The sequence below is a fragment of the Paenibacillus sp. J31P316 genome (assembly GCF_056269105.1).
In genome coordinates this window covers 637,632-657,753 of sequence record NZ_JBWDNI010000002.1, presented here as the reverse complement: position 1 = coordinate 657,753, position 20,122 = coordinate 637,632, and the positions used below count along the sequence as shown (strand labels likewise).

The window sequence follows — 20,122 nt, the reverse complement described above, 5'->3', positions numbered from 1 at the left end:
CGGAAAAATAATTGTCTTGACTTTTCTCTTCGATTCGACAGGTACTTGACCGCCATGTGCTATAGTAAAACAAGAAAATGACGCCTTCATTGGCGAAAGAGCAATCAAGACCATGAATCCATGCACAAGTGGAGGATTGTATATAGGAGGTTTCTAATGTTCCAGCATCGCAGCCAGCATTACGAGGAAGTCAACTTTGGATCGCAAGACTTACGGTACGGTGAGCTCATCAGCTGTACCTTTATACGCTGTACGTTTGCGAACGGATCGCTGGAGGAGATCGCCTCGACGAATTGCCGTTTTGTGGAGTGCGATTTTCGCGGGGCATCGCTGAACGGATCGATCCATAATGAATCCGCCTTCGAGAACTGCATCTTCAATGGCGCGAATCTGTTCTCTTCCAAATTCGATCAATGCAAAATGACAGGCTCGGACTTGACGAACGCCACGTTGGATGGAATCACGATCGTTCAAGGGGACTGGTCTTATACGAATTTGCGAAATACCAGATTGGCTAGACAGGACTTGAGGGGCATTAAATTCGTAGAAGCGGACTTGTCGGGAGCCAATCTGGAAAAGGCCGATCTAAGAGACGCCGACCTTACCATGGCCGTCCTGGCCAACGTGAAATTTCAAGGAGCCGATGTAAGGGGCGCTACGATGGAAGGCTTGGATTTCAAGACCTTTTCAATGACGGGGCTTCGAATCGACAATGAACAAGCTGTTTTGTTCGCGATTTCTCATGGAGCCAAAGTGGGAAGCAAGTGAGGACGCGCGGCTATTGACTTGGTAATATGTGGAACGTTATACTTACCCTGTATGTAGACATCATTTCAACTGCGAAGGAGCGAGGACGATGACAAACTTTCGATCGAAACGTCAACAACCTCATAGGAACTCCTCGCGGTGCTGCTGCTAGCTCATTCGCTTCCATCCATATAAGCCCTGAGGAGCTGTTTGTTCTCAGGGCTTTATAGTTGTGCGCGGATCCACTCTGACGTGTGGAGTGATGCCGCGTGCCAAGGCCACTGGTTCTTTTGCAGTGGCTTTTTTTGTTGGCAGGCAAAAGCGAAACAACAGAGAAGGAGATGGTTATTTTCAACAGGATTCGAATCGGGTACCAGAACGAGATCGAACAGCTTAAGCCGTTGGTGCGCGAAGCCTACCGAAGCATTCACCAGTATCAGCTGGAACGAACGCTGCCGTTAGAGCTGCGGCTGCGCGAGGCCATTGGGCAGACGATGCCCGTATTGGAAGTGTTTATCGGGCATCTTCCTGCTTATAAAAGCAGCTATATTAAAGTGCTGGGCAGGCAGGATCGGCTTGCGCCAACCGATTTGATCATGTGCTTCGACCGGGCAATCTACGAGCTGCATTTGTATGCCGCGCTAGGCGCTGGCATCGGGAAATTAGCGAATGAAGCGCCGTGGAGCAAGGAGCTCCGCGCGCTCTTGAATGAGCGGCAGGAGACCGAACCGGCAGATCATCGTGACGCTTCAGAAGAGTTGTTTCTGGCGAGCGGCAAAGTTGCGTGTTCCGGTCAGGCCATTGGAGCGGCAGCCGTTATACGGAGCAAGGATGAACTCGGGTTCGTGAAGCAGGGCGACATTCTCGTAACGACGATGACCACGCCTGATTTCATCGAGGTCGCTTCGCTTATCGCAGGGCTGGTCACGGATCGCGGCGGCGTTGTATGCCATGCTGCCATTCTGGCGAGGGAGTTTGACATCCCATGTATTGTCGGCTGCGGGAATGCGACGGAGACGATCTCCAGCGGGCAAATCATTCGTATCGACGCGATCGCCGGCATCGTAATGGGATGTGAGGATGCATGAAACGGATCCATCTAAGCGAGGCGGCCGAGGTTGATCGATACGGACGTAAAGCGGTGAACTTGGGCGCAGCGCTTCGACGCGATCTGCCGGTGCCGACGGGGTATGCGTTGTCGGCTACAACGGTTCAGCAGTTCGTAAGCGGCGAGCTGAATCTGGAGAGCGATAGTCAGACTATGCTCGATTCGCTTGGCGCCGTATCCGTGCGATCGTCCGCCTGCGAAGAGGATGGCGACATGACTAGTTATGCGGGACTGTTCCAGTCCTGTTTGAACGTGACGACAACCGCCGGAATAGAACGGGCGATTCGATCCATTTGGGAGGCTGCGCAATCGAATCGTTTGCGCAGCTATAAGAAGCGGACCGAGGGTGCGTCTGCGGCAGACCAAGACAATGCCGGGACCGGGGATGCCGTCCGACTCGCGCTCATCGTACAGCGAATGATCGCTTCCGATGTCTCAGGAATTCTGTTTACGCGCAACCCGGTCACGCATGCGGATGAACGCGTGATCGAGGCTGCCTGGGGGCTTGGGGAGGCGGTTGCTTCCGGGTACGTAACGCCCGATTACTTCAGAATGAACCGGAATGGGGAAATGACGGAAGCATCGGTTAGCGCCAAGGAGCTTGCAATTAGAGCCGGCCAAGGCGAAGGCACGATTCAACAACAGCTGGCCGGCAGCGCGGCTCATTCCCGATGCTTGACAGTCGAGCAATGCGGCGAGTTGAACGATCTGGCTGCTAAGTGCGAGTCTGTTTTCGGCTCGGACCTCGATATCGAATGGGCCTTCGCCGACGATAAGCTCTGGCTGCTCCAATGTCGGCGAATAACCGGTTTGAAGTAAGGCGTCGCGGAATTGGAATCTATCGTTTACAACCAAACGTACATTCGCTATTCTATTCCTATCACTTCCAAATTTAGGATTGAATGCCGACTCCAATGATCCAAACTAGATTGAAGAAGGAGTGGATGGCTTTGGTAGAACATGCTGCTCATGAGCAAAAACCGGATGAAGCGTTTGCAGGGAAAGTTCAAGCCCGGATCAAAAATGCTTCATTCGTCTTGCTGGTTGCCAACATCAAGGAGGCGGTCGATTTTTACGGGGGCATCGGCTTCACGACAGAAGACATTGGCGGCCATATTCACGTGAGCCATGGCGGAGCCACGTTTATTTTGCACGAAGCCGCGAAGACAAGCGATATTCGACCACACTCTTCTGCCGAGGGAGGCGTCTATTTCGATCTGTTCTGTTACACCGACAAACCAGGGTTGAGACAGTTATACGATCTGTTTATCGCCAAGCACATCGAGATTGTGAGAGGGCCGAATTGGTCGGAAGGATGGAGCGAGCTTACCATTCGCGATAATAATGGCTATCGCATTGCGTTTGGCGCGTAAGCTTCATGAATTTACTCATTGAAGGGGAAACTATTCCCAAAAAAACAATGAGGTGCATGGATGTTGCGCAGTGCGAACGTGATCATGTTGGTTATCTGCTTGTTGGTTAGTTGCTTGATGGGTAATTGCAGTATATCCATGGCCTCGGCATATTCAATTCCATCGAACGCCTTCCTCCCTGCTGGCGGGAATGATGAACGATCGAATAGCGGCTGGATTGAAGCGTTGCTGCATGTTCACGTTGTTTGCATTAACGAGGGATCCGGGACGAAGGAGAAGCCTTTCAGCGATGCGGCCTTTACGCCTATTCCGAATGCGCGCCTGCTTATCATTGATGGTCAAGGGCATATTGCAGCTAATGGCTTCACGGATCGCAAAGGGGAATGGCGCGTCAAGCTGAAGACGCTAGTCGATCCGCGTTTTCGAGCGAAGCAGATGGGAATCGTGACGGTAATTGCCGTGGCGGATGGATTTAATGAATGTATTACTTTCGATGTCCCGGTGAACGAGCATGGCAATGGAGCAGGCAAAGCATCCGTGGTGCTTCGACCGGTTCGTCCTGACGCTCGTAACGAGCCGTCCTTCAATGCGCCGTTTCATCGGTTTACGGTGTTTGCGATGCTGGACGATTATGCCAAGCAAGCGGGGCTGGTCAAACAGAAGCAGATCCAAGGCGCAGAAGGCTTCGGTCAGGTCGATATGCCATGGAGTGCAACGTTGAAATCATAAGTCTTAGCGCTAAGAGGGGAATTCAATGTCCAAAGCGATCGAGGAACGAATCGAAGCCATTATTCATCGTTTACGGCCGGAAACCAAATTGAGGGATAAATACGGCAAGGAAGCAACGCTGGATGAACGAATGAAGCATTACAACACGCCGGGGGTATCCATTGCGGTCATCCATAATTTCGAATTGGCATGGGCCCGCGGATTCGGAATTCGCGAGGCGGGAAATCCCGAGCCGGTAACCGAAACGACCCTCTTTCAAGCCGGGTCGATCAGTAAGGCGGTCTTTGCTTTGGCGGTCATGCGACTCGTTCAGGAGGGCCTTAACGCTGCCGTCGCTTTCGAAAGAAACGGCGATGGCCCGGTGGTGGCATTGAATATCCATCAAGAGGGAAGATCGTTCCGTGCGGAAAAACAATAGATTCTGTCTTTGGATTATGGGCAAGAAACATTTCAGCATGTAGAGCAAGCAGAAAAACTCGTTGGTTTCTTTGCAAATAGCTACAATGAAAAAAGAGGGATACGCTGGGGAATAGAAAGAAAAGAGACCGCAGGGATCATCGGAACCGTAGGCTTTAATGCTTGGTCCCCTACACATAAACGAGCAGAAATCGGTTATGAAATCCATCCCCAACAGTGGAGGAAAGGGTATATTTCAGAAGCGATGCCTGCCATTATTGCATATGGCTTTGATCGTATGGATCTAACTCGCATAGGAGCAGTAGTGTTTATCGACAATGAAGCATCTAACGCATTATTAGGCAAGATCGGGTTTCAAAAAGAGGGGATCTTGAGGGACTACATGGTTCAAAACGGTGTCGCCCATGATACCAACGTCTACTCCTTACTAAAAACTAACGTTAAACGATAATAGAGAACGGATGAGCCAAAAAAGGAAATGGTTCACCCGTATCATCAAAATTAGCACCTGCAAAGGCAGTATGTTCAATCAATGGGCAGGACGATACAGGATTTTACAATACACGATATCGAATAAGAAGAGATGCAGACTTTTCCGCGAAAAGGAGCTGGCAGCATGATTGTGATCCCAGAGGCATTTATTGAAAGAATGCACGAGCTTCACGGTGCACAAGGGGACGCGTGGTCGAGCGAGCTGCCTGGGCTGATAATCAACTGTGCAAGCCGCTTCGGCTTTAGTCCGGAAGCTTCTTTCTCTAATCTATCCTATAACTTCGTACTCCGCGTACGACGCGGCGACGGGAAGCCAGCCGTCTTAAAATGCTCTTATTTGAAGGAAGAGCTTGCTAGAGAAGTGAGCGTTCTTCGTGCCTACGAGGGCCGAGGGGCGATTCAAGTGCTTGATGCAGACGAGGAGTGGGGCGTGGCCCTGCTAGAAAGTGCGGTTCCTGGCACACCGTTGTCGATCATTGAGGACGATGCGCGTGCGACGGAGATTTTTTGCGAAGTATTTCGCCGCCTACACCTTCCTGCGCCGACTGATAGCCTATACCCGTCCATGAAACAGCACTTCGCGGCAATCGAGCGTTATCGCGAGAGAGTTGACGGTGCGAGCATTGAGGCGCCGCTGCCGGAGAGCTGGGTAGAAAATGCCGAGGAATGTCTGGCCTATCTCATCTCCACCACAAGCGAGCGTCTTCTCCTGCATGGCGATTTGCATCATGAGAATATCCTCCGCCAAGACGGGGAGCGATGGGGCGTCATCGATCCCAAAGGGGTCATCGGCGATATTCATTTCGATACGATCCAGTATTTGCTTAACTACGAGGATCGAGGCGGCGACTGCGAGCAGGTGCTGCGGAGCCGAATTGCGATCATGGCCGACCGTCTGGGCCTGGACCCTCGCCGAATCGCGATGTGGGGCGTGGCGCGAGGCGTGCTTGAGGCTTGCTGGACGATTGAAGACGGGGGGACGGATTGGATTCGAGGCATTCAAATTACGGAGCGCTTCGCCGAATGTTTGAATTGAGGTTGGTCTCACAATAAAGGAGATGACATCGCCATTCACTTAACCAAAGAGCTTAATGACAACTTCCATTCGCTTATCTCCTATGCCGACGAGATTAATAAACTGAATTCAGGGTCCGCAATGGCGATCGTCATTATCCATAGGGACAAGATTGTTACGGAGCATTACGCCGGTCATCATTCGCACCGGGCCTACGCTCGGGAGATTCAATATGACTCCATGTTCAGCTTGGGTTCCGTAAGAAAAAGCTATATCGGTTTTGCCGTGGCCCATGCAGTTAACGAAGGTTTCATTTCAAGCATTGATGATGCTATTATTCCGTATTTACCTTATTTAGACGTTAGCGTTGCTGGCGGGATCACGATACGGAATCTTCTGACGCACACGCACGGATTAGCCGCGGATCAGAACGGCGTGCTGGTACGTGAATTTCAACCTGGTACCAGTTGGGCGTACAATAACGAAGGTATTCGACTATTAGAAGCACTCATTTTGAAGCTGACCACTAAGACCGTCGAGGCATTCATTAGCGAGGAACTATGCATCCCTATTGGACTGCAGCATACGATGTGGCCGACAGAACATGAGGATCGTTTAGTAGGCGTCATCAATGATCCGAAGAACGTAGAGGAGTTTCCGCTCGGTACCCAGTTCGCATCCGCATTAGACTTAGCGTATTGGGGATATTTGCACCTCAAGAAGGGTCTATTGAACGAAAAGCAGATTCTGCCATCGCATCTATTCGAGATGGTAACAGAGGTACAAAGTCCAAGCCTATCGGACCAAACGCTGCCGCAGCATGGATTTCTTTGGTACGTCAAAGATAAGGAGTCCAGCAGAAGCGAGATCGGCCAGAAGGTTCCGTCGAAGGCTTTTCAAATCATCGGCATTACAGGGGTCCTCTTGCTCGTCATTCCAGAGCACGATATCGTTGTCGTTCGCATGTACAATAAATTATATAATTATGGCGGGCTGGATCATTATCTTTCATACTTAAGAGAGTTTGGAGATAAGCTCATGTCGTGCCTGGATCATTTGAATGAAAGACAATAACTGACGTTATGTTCCTTCGTTGGTTAGAAGGGGTAAAGTTATGCATAAGCAACGGACGTTAACAAACGTATCTTTAGGAACCCGCATACGCGCCTTTTTATGGGATTATGTGCTCATCGCGGGCTACATCATCCTGCTGGTCGGCTTATCATTTCTTATACGACCGTGGTTGACGCCATTATTTACGACGAGTCCATTATTGGCGGAACTCACTGGATTCCTATTCATTACGCTGCCAGTCTATCTCTATTTTGCCGTAGGCGAGGGCTCGAGATCCCAGGCGACATGGGGAAAACGGAAAATGGGGATTGCGGTGGCTCGCATCGACGGTCGCTCCATCGGACTCGGGTCCTCGCTGGTCCGTTCCGCCCTTAAATTCGTCCCTTGGGAACTCGCCCACTTCACCATTTGGCATATGGTCATTCCTGCTGATTACCCCGATTCTTTACTGAATTCATTATTGGCAGCCGTCTATGGTCTGGCACTTATCTACTTGCTCAGTGCCGTGTTTAGCAGAAATAAACAAACCGTGTATGACAGGATTGCGGGAACCGTCGTAAGGTATAAAGAATAGATGCTGGTAGATGCCATTCATCCGTACCTCACCAAAACATGCCACATTAATTTCAACTCTTGCAGCACCTGTTGGTAGGTTCCTCTGTCGCTCCAGTCATGCGGATTGCGCTTCAAATCCATCGCGGCAGAGCCAATCATGCTTGTATCCACAACGCCGCCATGTGCAATTCTTTTGGCTAGGGAAGGCATGGACGGACCTCTGAAATCCGACGGAACCTTATCCACCGGAAGCGAGAAGCCCATGTGCCAGTAAAGACCAATGGAATACTGCAAACATAGCTGCTCTAGCATGTCCCCTACATGCGTGCCCTTGAATGAGGGGTCGGCAACCAGTATGCTCACGTCTTCTTGCAGAGAAATATCCCCATGGACCTGAGCTTCGATATAGTGGTTTAGGTTTCGGTTCGGCTTTACGTTCGATGGGCTGCGGAATGGTTTCTCGAGATGGACGAGCAGCTGCTCGATTAGCTTTGGCACGGTCAGATCTTTTTCACCGATAGCAAAATCACCTACGAATGCATCCCTCATAAGCGCTGCCATAATGAGATCAAATTCCTCAAACGTTCCCTTGTCCTCGGGGTCTTGGTGAGAATCCAAGTAGGTGTAGGTACAGCGCCGAGAAACTTCGGGGTATAGGAGGAAATAGCAGGAGCCAAAACGCGGAGCAGGTCCATCTGGATGCAACATGAGATCCAGTGCCCCGTACTTGGGTCGTTCGCTATTGGTTGAGCCGTCTATCTGGTAGGCTCCGCCGAACATGTTCTTCTCCCATCGGTCTCGTTCACCGCCCGGATAGGCGGATACGCTTCCATTCGATAATAAGGTCTCAAACTGGCTTTTATAAGTTCCCTGCTCGAGTAGCGCTTCGGCAATGCTTTTCATGGTGGCGTCCGGTCGGTCCGGATGAAAATGAAGGGCAACGCGAGCGTGAGTTTTTAGCTTCGTCATCGCATCCTCAAACGTTTGCCGCTTCATGTTCGTCATATGAAGAATTTCCTTCATGGTTTGCGCCGCCTCGTCTTTGCGGCTCCTTGCATAATCCGTTATATGCGCTAGAGCTAATCGTTGAGCCCGTGACAGATCCGTAGGCAAATGAGCCACCTCCCGTTTTTTACAATCATAATACATAATGGACAGTAGGGAAATTAGACTACGAGACGTAGGTGATCATACTTGTTTCTATTTGATTACATCGTAAATCTCTCGATTTTTTCGCTCTTGGTCAGTACGCCATTCGTACTCCGTTCGTTTATTAATCTCAAGCCGCTCAAGCATCCCGCGATTTGGTGCGGTCTCTATGCGGGCGTCGTTTCGATCGTCCTTGTTTTATTAGCCGTGAAGCAGCAAGGCTATGTATACGATATTCGGTATGCCCCCGTCATTCTGACGTTTGCGTATCTTGGCCCTATTTCGGGCATCATCACCGGCCTATTCGCCTTGGCCGTCCGCCTGCTCTCAAGCGGAAATTGGTTCCCCGCCATAGCCGGCTGGGTGTTCATCATGGTGGTGTTTTCCGCCTTGCACGCGTATTTCTCCCGTCGGCGATTGCCCCTCTTTAAGAGAAGCCTGGCGTTGTCGGGCGCTTATATCATCCTTTATATGTGTACCGTGTTTACATTCCGCATCCTGGTGGACAAGCCGCTCTTTCATCTGCAGTATCTATGGTTCGTCATACTAGGGGTCCTATTAGGCGGGCTGCTGATCGAATCCCATGAACGTCTGCGCCGCATCATTGCAGAACGAAACGAAATGGAATTGTCGTTGAACGCAAGCGAGTATCAGTACCGGCTCATTGCCGAAAATACGTCCGATCTCATCATGGTGATGGATCCCGATCATACGATACGGTATTTTTCTCCTTCTCATGCGTTCGTGTTGGGCTATGCTTGTCGGGGTCTGGCACAGGATCGCGCGGCGCTTGACCGGATCATAAGTCCCGATGATGTGAAAGTATTTCACCAAACGGTAAGGAAGATCGTCGAGCAGCGGACAGCGCACTCGATGGAAATCCGGTTTCGGCATCAAGAAGGGCGTTTGATCCCGTTTGATTCCCTATGTAAGCCGGTCGAGGGGAAAGGCGGCCGGATCGAGCATATCGTGATCGTCAGCCGAGACATCTCCGAGCGTAAGAAGGCGGAAGAGTTTCTATTGCAGTCCGAGAAGCTGTCCGTTGTGGGGGAGTTGGCGGCGGGCGTAGCCCATGAAATCCGTAATCCGCTGACGACCATCAAAGGGTTTTTGCAATTGTACAAGCTGGAGAACGGCACGATCAAGTACGGCGATTTGCTCCAAGACGAATTGGAACGCATCGAGATCATTACGAGCGAGCTTCTTTCGATGGCCAAGCCGCAAGCCATCGCGTATACCCTCGTGAACATCAAAGACGTCATCGAACAAACGCTCGAGTTCTTGACGCCGCAGTCGTTATTAAACAATATCGAATTCAAACGCGATTACCAAGGCGATTCTTTTCCTGTCCTATGCGTGAAAAATCAATTGAAGCAGGTGTTTCTCAATATCTTAAAGAACGCGATCGAATCCATGCCGCGAGGCGGAGAAATTCACATCGGCTTGCAAATGGAAGCGAACGGGGAATGCCTTATTTCCATTCAAGATCAAGGCTGCGGCATTCCGGAGGAGCACCTACATCGTTTGGGCCAGCCCTTCTATAGTTTAAAAGAAAAGGGGACGGGGCTCGGTCTCATGATCAGCCATAAAATCATTAAACAGTATCACGGACGCATCGCCTATCAAAGCAAGGTCGGCGAAGGCACGCGGATTGAAATCAGGCTGCCGGTCCACGGATGATGGCGAGTGACGCGCGCCTTGATTGAGGGGAGACTTCAAGCACCAAGACAGGGTTAGAGAAATCAGGATCTATGAGGAGGTAAAGTAGATGTTGAAGTTATTCGAGTATAACTGGCAGGTTCGGCAGGACTGGTTTGCATGGTGCCAAGACGTTTCCGAAGAAGAACTGCTCAAGAAACGGACAGGCGGGATCGGCGGCATCTTGCATACGTTGTTTCATATCGTGGATGTGGAGTTCAGTTGGTTATCCGGCATGCAAGGAAAGCCGGAATTCACGGAGCCCTTCGAAGCCTATGCCAGCCTCGGGAAAGTAATAGAGCTATCTGCCAGGTTTCACGAGGAAGTTCGCCCTTTCGTCCTGTCATGGAGCCCTGAAATGGAATGGAAGACGTTATCGGAACTTACGCCGCAAGGGGAAACCGAAAGCTTCAAATACGGTGAAATCATGCGACATGTCATCGCTCATGAAATCCATCATATGGGTCAACTATCCATATGGTCGAGGGAATTAGGGAAAGCCCCCGTGACGGCTAATCTCATTGGCAGGGGATTATATTAGGAATGGGCAAACGTTAAACCGAGGGCGAGAATGAACTTCATGCTGCACAAAAAATTCGTGCAGGTAAAGAAAGATGAGGGTATCCGGCAGGATGCCCTCATTTTTTATTCCAAATGGTCATGAGCGGTCCTTCCTCGCCGTAGACAGGGTCCTGGTCCGGCAAAGGAACACGCTTAATGTCTTCCAGCACCTTCGGCCGTTCTCCGGGCTTGCCGGTCTGCGTGTTATAGCTCATCCCGTCCGGGTAAGCGCCCGCTACGGAAAAGTCTCCGCTGGAGCGGATCCGCTTATGCCCCGTTCCGGCCGGAAGCACCAGCACATCGCCGGCTTGCACCTCGATTTCTATTCCTTGTTCCCCGCCGATTATCAGTAATGCGGGTCCTCGGAGCACGGCCAACACCTCATGCGAATTGCTGTGATAATGATGGTAGCCAAAGACGCCGTTTACCCAGCTGTTCCGCCAATTGTTCCGGTTCAATCTTGCTTCCGCTTGGAAGGGATCTTCTTGAAAAGCCCCGGCGTACAGAAGCACGGGTAAGTCCGGGTTATTGGGAATTTTTCCGTCATCTGCGAAGAAGTATGTCAATACATTCAAGGTCATCATCTCCTGTTTCCGGCTCTACTGATTATTGTCACATTAAGGGAGGGGTGAAGCAGTTCATCTGATAATTATAACACCCTGTTAGCAGTGGCTTTAAGAGAGGAATTGACTGCTGGTATATAAGGGCCGGCGTTTCTCATTGATGGCAGGATAGTTTAAATGGTGCTCGAATTACTCAAGGAAGGTAGTTCCAGGTAGTTCATTCTCTTAAACTTATTTCAAAAAGAAAAGGACAAAACCAATATGAAGAAAACTTCTGAACTTATTACTGACAACAACACTTGGAATATGATTCTGAATTGGATAAATGATTCTCAATTAGATGTAAATATTTTAGAAAATGAAAGATCAAGTGGGGAAAACTCGCTATTAAAATTGCAAATAAGTAATAAATCAACTATGGGGGCTATCACGCTTGAATGTGGTGGCATCTTAGCCGATCATGGCTGGTTACGCATATTGGGTTCGGGGAGCGATCAATTAATTGGCTCGCTTACTGATAATAATTTCTCATTCGAATGTAGCGAAGGATTTGTGGTGGCTTATGATGTGCTCGGAGGTATCTTTGCGATTAATTCAGGTAATTTTGATGACCACACCCACAATGTGTATTACTTTGCGCCTGATTCATTGAATTGGGAAGATACAGGTATGGGGTATACAGACTTTATCTATTGGATATTTAATGGGGATCTAAGACAATATTACAGTTCTTTCAGGTGGGACAATTGGGAATTGGATGTAAAGAAGTTAAATGGTGAACAAGGAATCTCATCCTATCCTTATCTATGGTCAAAACAAGGTGAGGATATAAATAAAAGCCACAAAAAAGCAATATCAATAAAAGAAATTTGGGGATTACAAAGTGATTTTAGAAAGAAACTTAATGAGAGTTAACGTTATACCCATCGCCCAGATCAATGAGAAAGTAAAAGGTGATATAAATGTATGAAATGTTTTTGCAAGAGATAAGATCTAAATTGACTCATCTCAGAGTCACAGAGAAGATTCTTGTTGGAATCCTTATTATTGAACGAATGTTACCTAACTATCACTACTTTTCTGAAATGTATCACTGGGGTGATAATCTGAAAATCCGAGAAGTAACCAATTTAATATGGGAGCAATTACTTGGAATTAGGAATCTAACAAATGAACAGTTAATTGAACTTACGAATTCATGTGAAGATTTAATGCCGGATACTGAGGATTTTGATACCATTTTTGTTTCGCATGCGCTTGATGCAGCATGTTCATTATATGAATTAATTAGTTATTTAACTGACTCAGACGATAATCATATTGTTCAGATATCTTCTTATGCTATTGATACAATCGATATGTTCATTCAGGAGAGAGATGATTTAGATGCCAATGAAGCTGGTTTTGAATTGAAAATGCTGACGGATAATTTATTGATTAATGAAATAAGGCAACAAAGAGAAGATATTGATTATCTAAGTGATAATAATATTGAGTTAACACATTATATTAAATTCAAACGTTCTGAGAATCACAAAAGCAATATTAATATAGGCGTTTAGTCGAAGTTGAGTGAGATGGCGTATAGAGGTGAAATTCGATAAAAGTGAGGGGATCTAATTTGGGAGAAGTTTTTTTAAAGGTAGAACGAAGAAGCATAAAACCATTTAATGAGGAGCTAGTGGCTATTCATCCTGTGGCTTCGCAAGAATGTACATACTTAGCAATAACCAGTACTAACAAAATTATTGAATTAAATACGAAACAGGAATCTAGTAATATATTATTCTCTTTTGCAGGCGACGAATTAGATTTTAATGAGGCTGTTTCTATTCGAACATCTTCCGAGGATCATATTATCTCCGTTTTTAATACTTATGGCAGAGATGGATTGGTCATTGATCTACAAATAAAGAAGATCGTCATGCGATTTAGCAGAGATGATTACCACTTTAATCAAACTATATTTCCCGTTGCTTTTTATACGAATGATAATAATCGAGTGTTATTAATTCATGGAACGAAATGGAACCGGCTCGATATTTCAGATCCTTATACAGGTGAGTCATTAACCTCCAGAATGGATCCGGAGTTTCGTATGATTGATAATGAACCTCATAGCGATGAACATTATTTGGACTTTTTTCACGGGCAGTTATTGGTTTCTCCGAATAATGAATGGATTGTTGACGATGGTTGGGTGTGGCATCCCCATGGCTCCGTGGAAGCATGGAATATTAGACAATGGATTTCGAGAAACTGTTGGGAATCCGAAGATGGAGAAAGCAAGAAAGAGATATGGGGAGGCAAGGAAGAGTGGAATGATCCCATTTGCTGGCTTGCAGATACTATGGTGGGAATAACGGGGAAATTCGATACAAGTCTTTTTGATGATGATGAGCTTATTAATTTACCGAAAGAACTATTATTCAGGATTTTTGATGTTAGCGATGGAAGGCTGTTGAATGAATTTGAAATTTGTGAGGGTCAATTGTTTTTCGATAAGTACTTATATTGTTCCTCTCGCGGTAGTGGTCTTAGGGTTTATGACATTTCGAATGGAAAGGTAATATTTGAAGATAAAACAATTTATCCGACAGTTTATCATAATAAATCAAAAGAATATCTGGAAATTTCTGATAAGGATTTTAAAATTTATAGGTTAGTAGAAGAAGTACAAGAAAGGAGGAACCAATGAACATTCAAGATCTCCCTATCGAAATTATCGATCAAATCGGGGAAATCCAAAAAATCACTTTCCCTCGACAAGGTCATACTTCTATCGTGGCTATATTGGATACGCCAAATAAGAAATGCATCATCAAGAAAACAGAAAATGATCTCTACAATGAATGGTTATCGGAAGAATACCAAGCCCTTCAATATCTTTCTCATACGGGACTACCTGTACCGAAAGTCTATTCGTATCATGTCAAAAATAAATCAAGATGGCTGTTAATGGATTATATACATGGAATAAGTCTGAGAGAGTTTCTATCCAGAGAGCCTAGTCGCAAAGATAAAGAAAAAGCTATTTCTAACTTCGGACTTTGTTTAAAGAACATACATGAATGCCCTTGCCCAACTGAATTACTAACGAATGATCGTCTTTGGCTAGATACGATGCTTATTAAAGCCGAATACAATCTGACTCACTTTGCAGTTGATGGATCAGAAGAATTGCTTAAGCGACTGAAAGAAGGAAGACCAAGACCCATTGAAAACACGTTGATTCACGGCGACTTTACAATAGATAACGTATTAGTCCATGAATGCAATATCGTTGGAGTCATAGATTGGTCGGGAGCTGCTTACGGGGACCCAAGATATGATGCGGCGTTAGCCATCAGACCGAAATATAATGCTTTCGATAATGATAGGGACAAAGACATATTCTTTAACGCATATGGCAAGTTAAGAATTACGGATGAAGAATATAAGTACTTTGAAGATGGATTGTATAACTTCTTTTAATACTGCTTTTAAGGCTTGCCTATTTAATCAAGACTATTGCTCGAAGTCGAATCATAGTTGATTGGACGCGCGTCACAGACATCATAAAATAGATTACAAAGGAACATCATCCATGAAAACAAAGCAGACAATCGGATTACTACTTGTGGTAATCGCAGTGTTGTTAACGATGCTGAGCGTCACACGCGCGCAGAACGCTGCCTCGGAAGGAAGAGAAACGGTCCTCTATCGATTCGATAAGAAGGACATCAATAGATTGGATGAATTGGTGCAACGTCATAAGGATGGAAAAGGGGATTATCTGATGCTCATTCCACCTATTATCGATGGTGGGTATTGGATCTATGACGTGCATTCAGATGGTAAAGAGATCACCTGGACGGTCGATAACACTCGGGATGGTATGAGTGCGGAACGAGGCAAAACGGTTTATACGTGCAAGCAAATCAGCAAGCAAGAGGAATCGGACTTTTATGTGTACACGCTTGATAAATGTGAAAACCAGGGCGAGAAAAGTGTACCAGTTCTACGAATTCCTAAGTGAAATATAGTATCCTGCGCACAGAGGTAGCCATGCAAAAGGAGAAGTTATGAAATATAAACCCAGCATCATTATCTTATGTGTTGTAGTTGGCGTTGTCCTCGTCGCGTATGATTATCTGAAGCATGAACAAGTGAAGGGTGCTTATTCGAGTTCATCCTTTGTCTTGCAAGGGGATCTCGTTCAATTGGAAAGCGCCATCGACTATCAAATTCAGAACGACTGGAAAGAAGAGAATATCGTTCTCGAGAAAATAGAAGACGTCAGAGAGAGTATTGGGTACTTGATGACTGTCGGTAAGGATTCTGGAATTATCTCGAAAACCCAAGAAAACGACTTGTGGAAATTATACAATTATTTTTCAGCATATCCGGCGTATACTGGCTTTCCGAATACTATCCTTAATCCTACTCGAAGAGAAGAACTGACTAAGCTAAGAGATCATTTAAAGTTGGTTGGCTGGAGCAGGAATGCCGGATACTCGGGAGACTGAGAAAGCTTTGCGATGAAAATAAATGCCTTGCAACCCTAATTTTAATCAGCAACGCTAAGAACCGATCTTTCTTGTGTTAATGGGCCCGCTTAAACTCGTTATAGATACTGATGTGAAGGACGGATGTGTGGCATGGGACATAATCTCGCTGCGGGAGTCGTTGTTATAAAGGACGGAAAGGTTCTAGTCGTCAGAGACAAGTTCGGATGGAGCTTGCCAAAAGGTTCGATAGAAAATGGAGAGACATTCTTGCAAGCGGCTGAACGAGAAGGTTATGAGGAAACAGGATACAAACTAGTGGCAAAAGAAGTGGCTTTCGTTACAGAATTCACTTCTGAACAATACGGAACGTATCTGCAGGTGTATTACTCGGGAGAACTTCTTGGCGATTCGGATTTTGCGAATGATCCTGACCGAGATATATCAGAGGTTACATTCATGGAAATAGAAAAGCTGCGTCTTCTGATTCGATTCCGCCCATGGATTATCCCCTTAGAAGGTTGGCTAAAGAAGCGAACACAACAATATCATTCCTTTGACTTGGACGTTCAAGGGTTTGACGTTGAAGACGAAATCCAGTCTGGTTAGACCGGGCTAGCGCAATCTATCATTAGAAACACGATCTCGAGGGAGGCAGGGTGTTGCGAGTTTCCTCTATAAATTGGATAAACCTCCCACTTCAGTAAATATGTTCTTGACGCTATTCAGGCGAGCGATTACAATGAATTCTACTATACCGGAACAATCATCTTTGCTAGGCATCTCCGTCCCCGCAAAGACTCGTTTTCTTTTGCCGGGTTCAAGACGCAGCCAGCCGTAGATGGACAGGAGTTCATTTGCGGCTTTTTTGCGTTCGCTGACGGTATTGACACTGTGCGCTATTCCGGCCTTTGGAGGGGAAACGGTTGAGCATCATTCAGGTCGAGCACTTACGCAAGGATTTCAAACGAAACAAGAACAAGGAGGGTATGTGGTCCGCGCTCAAGGGGCTGATTCGCCGCGAATACGAGATCAAAACCGCGGTCGACGACATTTCCTTCGAGATCGGCAAGGGCGAGATCGTCGGCTATATCGGCCCTAATGGAGCGGGCAAGTCCACCTCCATCAAGATGCTGGTCGGTATTCTCGTTCCGACGGACGGGCGCGTGCTCGTGAACGGCATTGAGCCGTACAAGAACCGGGTGGAGAACGCGATGCGCATCGGCGCGGTCTTCGGCCAGAAGACGCAGCTGTGGTGGGACACCCCCGTCATCGATTCGCTCAAGCTGATGCGGTATATGTACGATATTCCGCTGCAGCGCTTCAATGAAAACATGGAACGGTTTACGGATATTCTGGGCTTGGACGAATTCAAGCATGTCGCCGTCAGACAGCTCAGTCTGGGACAGCGTATGCGGGCCGATCTATGCGCAGCGCTGCTGCATGATCCCGAGATCATCTATTTGGACGAGCCGACCATCGGCCTCGATGTCGTGGTGAAAGAGAAGATCCGCAATTTCATCCTGGAAGTGAACCGCGAACGGGGCACGACCGTCATTCTGACCACGCACGACATGTCCGATATCGAGAAGCTGTGCAGCCGGGTGATGGTCATCGATCACGGCAAGTTGATGTATGACGGCAACGTGGAGCGGATGAAGAGCGAGTTTGGGACTGCGGAGCATATGGTCGTGGAGACCGATCGCCTGTTCAATGCTTCAGACGAGCTGCTTAGGCTGGGTGTTCGAAGCTGCACGGTGGACGGCCGGAAGGCGCAGCTGGTCTACGACAAACGCGAAATCAACTCCTCGATGCTGATTAAATGGATCATGGAACGGTACGAGGTGAAGGATTTCGTCGTCAAAGAAACGGATATCGAAGAAATCATCCGCAGCATGTACATGCGCCGGCTTCCGCTCGAAGCGGCCGCGGACCGGGAGCGTGGATAGAATGAGACTTGCGCTGTACCGCGAGCTGACGCTCAATTCCTTCCGCCAAAACATCGCTTTCCGGATGCAGGTGCTGATGTTCCTGTTCGGCCAGCTGATCAAAGTATTCGTGCAGGTCTATATCTGGTACGCCGTGTTCGGCAGTCAGACCCAGATCGCTTCCGGCGCAGGCGGAATCTCGGTCCGGGAAATGGTCACGTACGTCGTCATCAGCTCCTTCATTTCCGTCTTCGCAACGAACAATGTCATCTTCTGGGTCGGGGGAAAGGTAAGGCAGGGCGAAATCGCGATGGACCTGCTGAAGCCGGTTCCGTTCGGACTGGTCGCCTTCTTTCATTCCCTGGGACAGAACATGTACCGGATCTTCTTCGAGCTCGTTCCGCTGCTGGTGATCAGCTTATGCTTCTTTCGCTTGGAGCTGCCGACAGGCTGGCATGCGCTTGCGTTTATCGTCATGCTGGTGAACGCGTTTCTGCTCAATTTCCTGATTAACTATTTGATCGGCTTGATCGCGTTCTGGTACGTGCTCGTCTGGCAAATCAACACGCTGCTTGGTGCGCTCATCAAACTATTTTCCGGCTCCTTCATTCCGATCTGGTTCTTCTCGGGGCCGCTGACGGCGATATCGTACTGCCTGCCATTCCGGCTCATCTACTACGATCCGATTTCCGTATACCTGGGCAAGACGTCAGGATGGGGGCATATCTCCCTGATCCTCCTGGAGCAAGTGGCATGGATCGCCGGGTTGCTGCTGCTCCAGCGGCGAATGTGGGCGAGTGCGGTCAAAAAACTGGTCGTGCAAGGAGGCTGAACATGCGGTATCTGAAATTATATTCCCGCTTCATTCCGATTTATTTCAAGAGCAAATCCGAATACGGCATCATGTTTTATTTGGATTTCCTCGGCTTCTCGCTGGGGCATATCGTGAATTTCATGATTATCTGGATCATGCTGGACCGCTTCCAGACGATCAATGGTTGGGGTCTGTACGAAGTGCTGCTCATTTACACGATGAACCTGTTCACGTTCGGTCTGGCTTCGATCTTCTTCACCTTTCAGATGTGGGAGGTGGAGGAAATGGTCTCGGAGGGGACGTTCGACGTCATGCTCGTGAAGCCGGTCAATCCGTTCATCCATATGATCATCCGCACCTTCGGACATTTCTATCTGGGCGATGTCGTTATCGGGCTCGTGATGTTCATCGTCTGCTTCCGGCATTTGGATCTGCATGTCGGCCTGGCCGGCCTGGTCGTCTTCATCGTCGTCCTGCTCGGGGCGACGCTCGTGCAAGCCGCGTTCATCGTCATCACCGGCTCCATGTGCTTCTGGTTCGTCCGTTCGAGCGCGCTCATGGACATGGTTCTGTACGGCATTCGCTCGTTCATGGATTATCCGGTGTCGATCTACAACAAATTCATCCGCATTCTCGTCACGTTCTTCGTGCCCTACGCGTTCGTCAATTTCTATCCGTCGCAGCTGATCTTGGACAAGACGGGGGAGACGCTGTTCTCCCCGGCGCTGCCGTACATCGCACCGCTCGTGGGCATTGCGCTGTTCGCGCTCGCTTACGGCGTCTGGAAGATGGGGATTAATCGGTACCAGGGGACGGGGAGCTGATGCTTCTGAAACGAAAATACGGCGACCGGTCGGATTGGGGACGGGTGCTGGAGCGGAGATATGCGCAGACGTATGTGGAGACGGCAAGCTTTACGGGACATGTCACCCTCCTTGAAATCGGCAAAGTATCAGAACCATTATGGGCTGATTACAACGGTGCAAAGGTGTGCATTGCGGATGCCGGCTATAGGTGGCTGCAACAGTTTCCTGTCGGAGAACATCATGCGGTGACGGTCATGTTGAACGACAAAGGCCAGGTTGTCCAATGGTACATCGACATCTGTTACCGGAATGGAGCAGATGCGAATGGCGTGCCGTGGATGGACGATTTGTTCCTCGATCTCATCGTCTTGCCTTCGGGAGAGGTGATTCGAAAGGATGCGGACGAGCTCGATGAAGCGCTGGTCAGCGGCAAGATCGACCAGATCGCGTACGAACTCGCCAAGTACGAGGCTGAACGGTTGCTTACTCTGATTCGCAATGGAAACTTTCGGCTGCTGGAGCTTGCGGAGGCGCATCGAGATTTGCTTATGAAGGAGCTGCGGTAAGAGACTGCTCTGTTTGGCATGAAAATTTAATGTTCCGATC

25 protein-coding genes are annotated in these 20,122 nt (G+C 48.2%); 23 read left to right on the top strand and 2 right to left on the bottom strand.

Annotated elements, in window-relative coordinates; genetic code table 11:
- Positions 1-156: 156 nt before the first annotated feature.
- The 10 genes from AC0YNU_RS08320 to AC0YNU_RS08275 all read left to right on the top strand — a co-directional run bounded on the left by AC0YNU_RS08320 (position 157) and on the right by AC0YNU_RS08275 (position 7,529).
- Positions 157-768: a pentapeptide repeat-containing protein gene (locus AC0YNU_RS08320; protein ID WP_475755152.1), complete on the top strand. Its 612-nt coding sequence runs from the start codon at positions 157-159 to the stop codon at positions 766-768.
- A gap of 320 nt (positions 769-1,088) precedes the next feature.
- The gene (locus AC0YNU_RS08315; protein WP_475755150.1) at positions 1,089-1,835 is read left to right on the top strand and encodes a PEP-utilizing enzyme; all 747 of its coding nucleotides are present in this window, start codon (positions 1,089-1,091) and stop codon (positions 1,833-1,835) included.
- A complete protein-coding gene (locus tag AC0YNU_RS08310; protein WP_475755148.1) occupies positions 1,832-2,674 on the top strand; it encodes a PEP/pyruvate-binding domain-containing protein in 843 nt (280 codons plus the stop codon). The genes AC0YNU_RS08315 and AC0YNU_RS08310 overlap by 4 nt, the downstream gene beginning before the upstream one ends.
- 125 nt (positions 2,675-2,799) lie before the next feature.
- The gene (locus AC0YNU_RS08305; RefSeq protein WP_475755146.1) at positions 2,800-3,228 is read left to right on the top strand and encodes a VOC family protein; all 429 of its coding nucleotides are present in this window, start codon (positions 2,800-2,802) and stop codon (positions 3,226-3,228) included.
- 225 nt (positions 3,229-3,453) lie between these two features.
- Positions 3,454-3,957 (top strand): hypothetical protein, encoded by a 504-nt coding sequence (locus AC0YNU_RS08300; RefSeq protein ID WP_475755144.1) that lies wholly within the window; start codon positions 3,454-3,456, stop codon positions 3,955-3,957.
- Between the two features lie 25 nt (positions 3,958-3,982).
- A complete protein-coding gene (locus tag AC0YNU_RS08295; protein WP_475755142.1) occupies positions 3,983-4,375 on the top strand; it encodes a serine hydrolase domain-containing protein in 393 nt (130 codons plus the stop codon).
- A 9-nt stretch (positions 4,376-4,384) separates the two neighbouring features.
- Positions 4,385-4,825, top strand: coding sequence for a GNAT family N-acetyltransferase (locus AC0YNU_RS08290; protein WP_475755139.1), 441 nt, complete (start codon positions 4,385-4,387; stop codon positions 4,823-4,825).
- 165 nt (positions 4,826-4,990) lie between these two features.
- The gene (locus AC0YNU_RS08285) at positions 4,991-5,902 is read left to right on the top strand and encodes an aminoglycoside phosphotransferase family protein (RefSeq protein ID WP_475755137.1); all 912 of its coding nucleotides are present in this window, start codon (positions 4,991-4,993) and stop codon (positions 5,900-5,902) included.
- A 120-nt stretch (positions 5,903-6,022) separates the two neighbouring features.
- Positions 6,023-6,955, top strand: a complete 933-nt coding sequence (locus AC0YNU_RS08280; protein ID WP_475755135.1) for a serine hydrolase domain-containing protein — start codon at positions 6,023-6,025, stop codon at positions 6,953-6,955.
- A gap of 40 nt (positions 6,956-6,995) precedes the next feature.
- Complete coding sequence (locus AC0YNU_RS08275) at positions 6,996-7,529, top strand: RDD family protein (protein WP_475755133.1); 534 nt, start codon at positions 6,996-6,998, stop codon at positions 7,527-7,529.
- A 17-nt stretch (positions 7,530-7,546) separates the two neighbouring features.
- Here AC0YNU_RS08275 and AC0YNU_RS08270 read toward each other — a convergent pair whose 3' ends face one another.
- Positions 7,547-8,659, bottom strand: coding sequence for a DUF3626 domain-containing protein (locus tag AC0YNU_RS08270; RefSeq protein WP_475755131.1), 1,113 nt, complete (start codon positions 8,657-8,659; stop codon positions 7,547-7,549).
- A 45-nt stretch (positions 8,660-8,704) separates the two neighbouring features.
- Here AC0YNU_RS08270 and AC0YNU_RS08265 point away from each other — a divergent pair, with 45 nt between their 5' ends.
- A complete protein-coding gene (locus AC0YNU_RS08265; protein ID WP_475755129.1) occupies positions 8,705-10,339 on the top strand; it encodes an ATP-binding protein in 1,635 nt (544 codons plus the stop codon).
- Between the two features lie 88 nt (positions 10,340-10,427).
- On the top strand, positions 10,428-10,898 hold the full coding sequence (locus tag AC0YNU_RS08260; protein ID WP_475755127.1) for a DinB family protein: 471 nt from the start codon (positions 10,428-10,430) through the stop codon (positions 10,896-10,898).
- A gap of 97 nt (positions 10,899-10,995) precedes the next feature.
- Here AC0YNU_RS08260 and AC0YNU_RS08255 read toward each other — a convergent pair whose 3' ends face one another.
- The gene (locus tag AC0YNU_RS08255; RefSeq protein ID WP_475756222.1) at positions 10,996-11,499 is read right to left on the bottom strand and encodes a cupin domain-containing protein; all 504 of its coding nucleotides are present in this window, start codon (positions 11,497-11,499) and stop codon (positions 10,996-10,998) included.
- Between the two features lie 243 nt (positions 11,500-11,742).
- Here AC0YNU_RS08255 and AC0YNU_RS08250 point away from each other — a divergent pair, with 243 nt between their 5' ends.
- From AC0YNU_RS08250 to AC0YNU_RS08200, 11 genes are all read left to right on the top strand, one after another.
- Positions 11,743-12,396 carry a DUF2625 family protein gene (locus AC0YNU_RS08250; RefSeq protein ID WP_475755125.1) on the top strand — a complete coding sequence of 218 codons (654 nt, stop codon included), beginning with the start codon at positions 11,743-11,745 and terminating at the stop codon, positions 12,394-12,396.
- Positions 12,397-12,443: 47 nt separating this feature from the next.
- Positions 12,444-13,043 (top strand): DUF416 family protein, encoded by a 600-nt coding sequence (locus tag AC0YNU_RS08245; protein WP_475755123.1) that lies wholly within the window; start codon positions 12,444-12,446, stop codon positions 13,041-13,043.
- Between the two features lie 59 nt (positions 13,044-13,102).
- Positions 13,103-14,179 (top strand): hypothetical protein, encoded by a 1,077-nt coding sequence (locus tag AC0YNU_RS08240; RefSeq protein WP_475755121.1) that lies wholly within the window; start codon positions 13,103-13,105, stop codon positions 14,177-14,179.
- Positions 14,176-14,955, top strand: a complete 780-nt coding sequence (locus AC0YNU_RS08235; protein WP_475755119.1) for a phosphotransferase family protein — start codon at positions 14,176-14,178, stop codon at positions 14,953-14,955. Before AC0YNU_RS08240 ends, AC0YNU_RS08235 begins: the two co-directional genes overlap by 4 nt.
- Before the next feature lie 112 nt (positions 14,956-15,067).
- Complete coding sequence (locus tag AC0YNU_RS08230) at positions 15,068-15,499, top strand: hypothetical protein (protein ID WP_475755117.1); 432 nt, start codon at positions 15,068-15,070, stop codon at positions 15,497-15,499.
- Positions 15,500-15,545: 46 nt separating this feature from the next.
- Entirely contained in the window at positions 15,546-15,989 is a 444-nt protein-coding gene (locus AC0YNU_RS08225; protein WP_475755115.1) for a hypothetical protein, read from the top strand.
- A 132-nt stretch (positions 15,990-16,121) separates the two neighbouring features.
- The gene (locus tag AC0YNU_RS08220; protein WP_475755113.1) at positions 16,122-16,577 is read left to right on the top strand and encodes an NUDIX hydrolase; all 456 of its coding nucleotides are present in this window, start codon (positions 16,122-16,124) and stop codon (positions 16,575-16,577) included.
- A 317-nt stretch (positions 16,578-16,894) separates the two neighbouring features.
- Positions 16,895-17,917 (top strand): ABC transporter ATP-binding protein, encoded by a 1,023-nt coding sequence (locus AC0YNU_RS08215; protein WP_475755111.1) that lies wholly within the window; start codon positions 16,895-16,897, stop codon positions 17,915-17,917.
- Between the two features lies 1 nt (position 17,918).
- Entirely contained in the window at positions 17,919-18,728 is an 810-nt protein-coding gene (locus tag AC0YNU_RS08210) for an ABC transporter permease (protein WP_475755109.1), read from the top strand.
- 2 nt (positions 18,729-18,730) lie between these two features.
- A complete protein-coding gene (locus tag AC0YNU_RS08205; protein WP_475755107.1) occupies positions 18,731-19,534 on the top strand; it encodes an ABC transporter permease in 804 nt (267 codons plus the stop codon).
- Positions 19,534-20,082, top strand: a complete 549-nt coding sequence (locus tag AC0YNU_RS08200; protein ID WP_475755105.1) for a ribonuclease FAU-1 family protein — start codon at positions 19,534-19,536, stop codon at positions 20,080-20,082. The genes AC0YNU_RS08205 and AC0YNU_RS08200 overlap by 1 nt, the downstream gene beginning before the upstream one ends.
- The last annotated feature ends 40 nt before the right edge of the window (positions 20,083-20,122 follow it).

Bases quoted from the DNA above. Each gene is read 5' to 3' on its own strand.
- AC0YNU_RS08310 (WP_475755148.1), top strand. From the start codon at position 1,832: ATGAAACGGATCCATCTAAGCGAGGCGGCCGAGGTTGATCGATACGGA.
- AC0YNU_RS08295 (WP_475755142.1), top strand. From the start codon at position 3,983: ATGTCCAAAGCGATCGAGGAACGAATCGAAGCCATTATTCATCGTTTA.
- AC0YNU_RS08205 (WP_475755107.1), top strand. From the start codon at position 18,731: ATGCGGTATCTGAAATTATATTCCCGCTTCATTCCGATTTATTTCAAG.
- AC0YNU_RS08200 (WP_475755105.1), top strand. From the start codon at position 19,534: ATGCTTCTGAAACGAAAATACGGCGACCGGTCGGATTGGGGACGGGTG.
- AC0YNU_RS08255 (WP_475756222.1), bottom strand. From the start codon at position 11,499: ATGACCTTGAATGTATTGACATACTTCTTCGCAGATGACGGAAAAATT.
- AC0YNU_RS08280 (WP_475755135.1), top strand. From the start codon at position 6,023: ATGGCGATCGTCATTATCCATAGGGACAAGATTGTTACGGAGCATTAC.
- AC0YNU_RS08250 (WP_475755125.1), top strand. From the start codon at position 11,743: ATGAAGAAAACTTCTGAACTTATTACTGACAACAACACTTGGAATATG.
- AC0YNU_RS08270 (WP_475755131.1), bottom strand. From the start codon at position 8,659: ATGTATTATGATTGTAAAAAACGGGAGGTGGCTCATTTGCCTACGGAT.
- AC0YNU_RS08275 (WP_475755133.1), top strand. From the start codon at position 6,996: ATGCATAAGCAACGGACGTTAACAAACGTATCTTTAGGAACCCGCATA.
- AC0YNU_RS08230 (WP_475755117.1), top strand. From the start codon at position 15,068: ATGAAAACAAAGCAGACAATCGGATTACTACTTGTGGTAATCGCAGTG.
- AC0YNU_RS08285 (WP_475755137.1), top strand. From the start codon at position 4,991: ATGATTGTGATCCCAGAGGCATTTATTGAAAGAATGCACGAGCTTCAC.
- AC0YNU_RS08260 (WP_475755127.1), top strand. From the start codon at position 10,428: ATGTTGAAGTTATTCGAGTATAACTGGCAGGTTCGGCAGGACTGGTTT.
- AC0YNU_RS08315 (WP_475755150.1), top strand. From the start codon at position 1,089: ATGGTTATTTTCAACAGGATTCGAATCGGGTACCAGAACGAGATCGAA.
- AC0YNU_RS08245 (WP_475755123.1), top strand. From the start codon at position 12,444: ATGTATGAAATGTTTTTGCAAGAGATAAGATCTAAATTGACTCATCTC.
- AC0YNU_RS08210 (WP_475755109.1), top strand. From the start codon at position 17,919: ATGAGACTTGCGCTGTACCGCGAGCTGACGCTCAATTCCTTCCGCCAA.
- AC0YNU_RS08225 (WP_475755115.1), top strand. From the start codon at position 15,546: ATGAAATATAAACCCAGCATCATTATCTTATGTGTTGTAGTTGGCGTT.
- AC0YNU_RS08305 (WP_475755146.1), top strand. From the start codon at position 2,800: ATGGCTTTGGTAGAACATGCTGCTCATGAGCAAAAACCGGATGAAGCG.
- AC0YNU_RS08320 (WP_475755152.1), top strand. From the start codon at position 157: ATGTTCCAGCATCGCAGCCAGCATTACGAGGAAGTCAACTTTGGATCG.
- AC0YNU_RS08235 (WP_475755119.1), top strand. From the start codon at position 14,176: ATGAACATTCAAGATCTCCCTATCGAAATTATCGATCAAATCGGGGAA.
- AC0YNU_RS08220 (WP_475755113.1), top strand. From the start codon at position 16,122: ATGGGACATAATCTCGCTGCGGGAGTCGTTGTTATAAAGGACGGAAAG.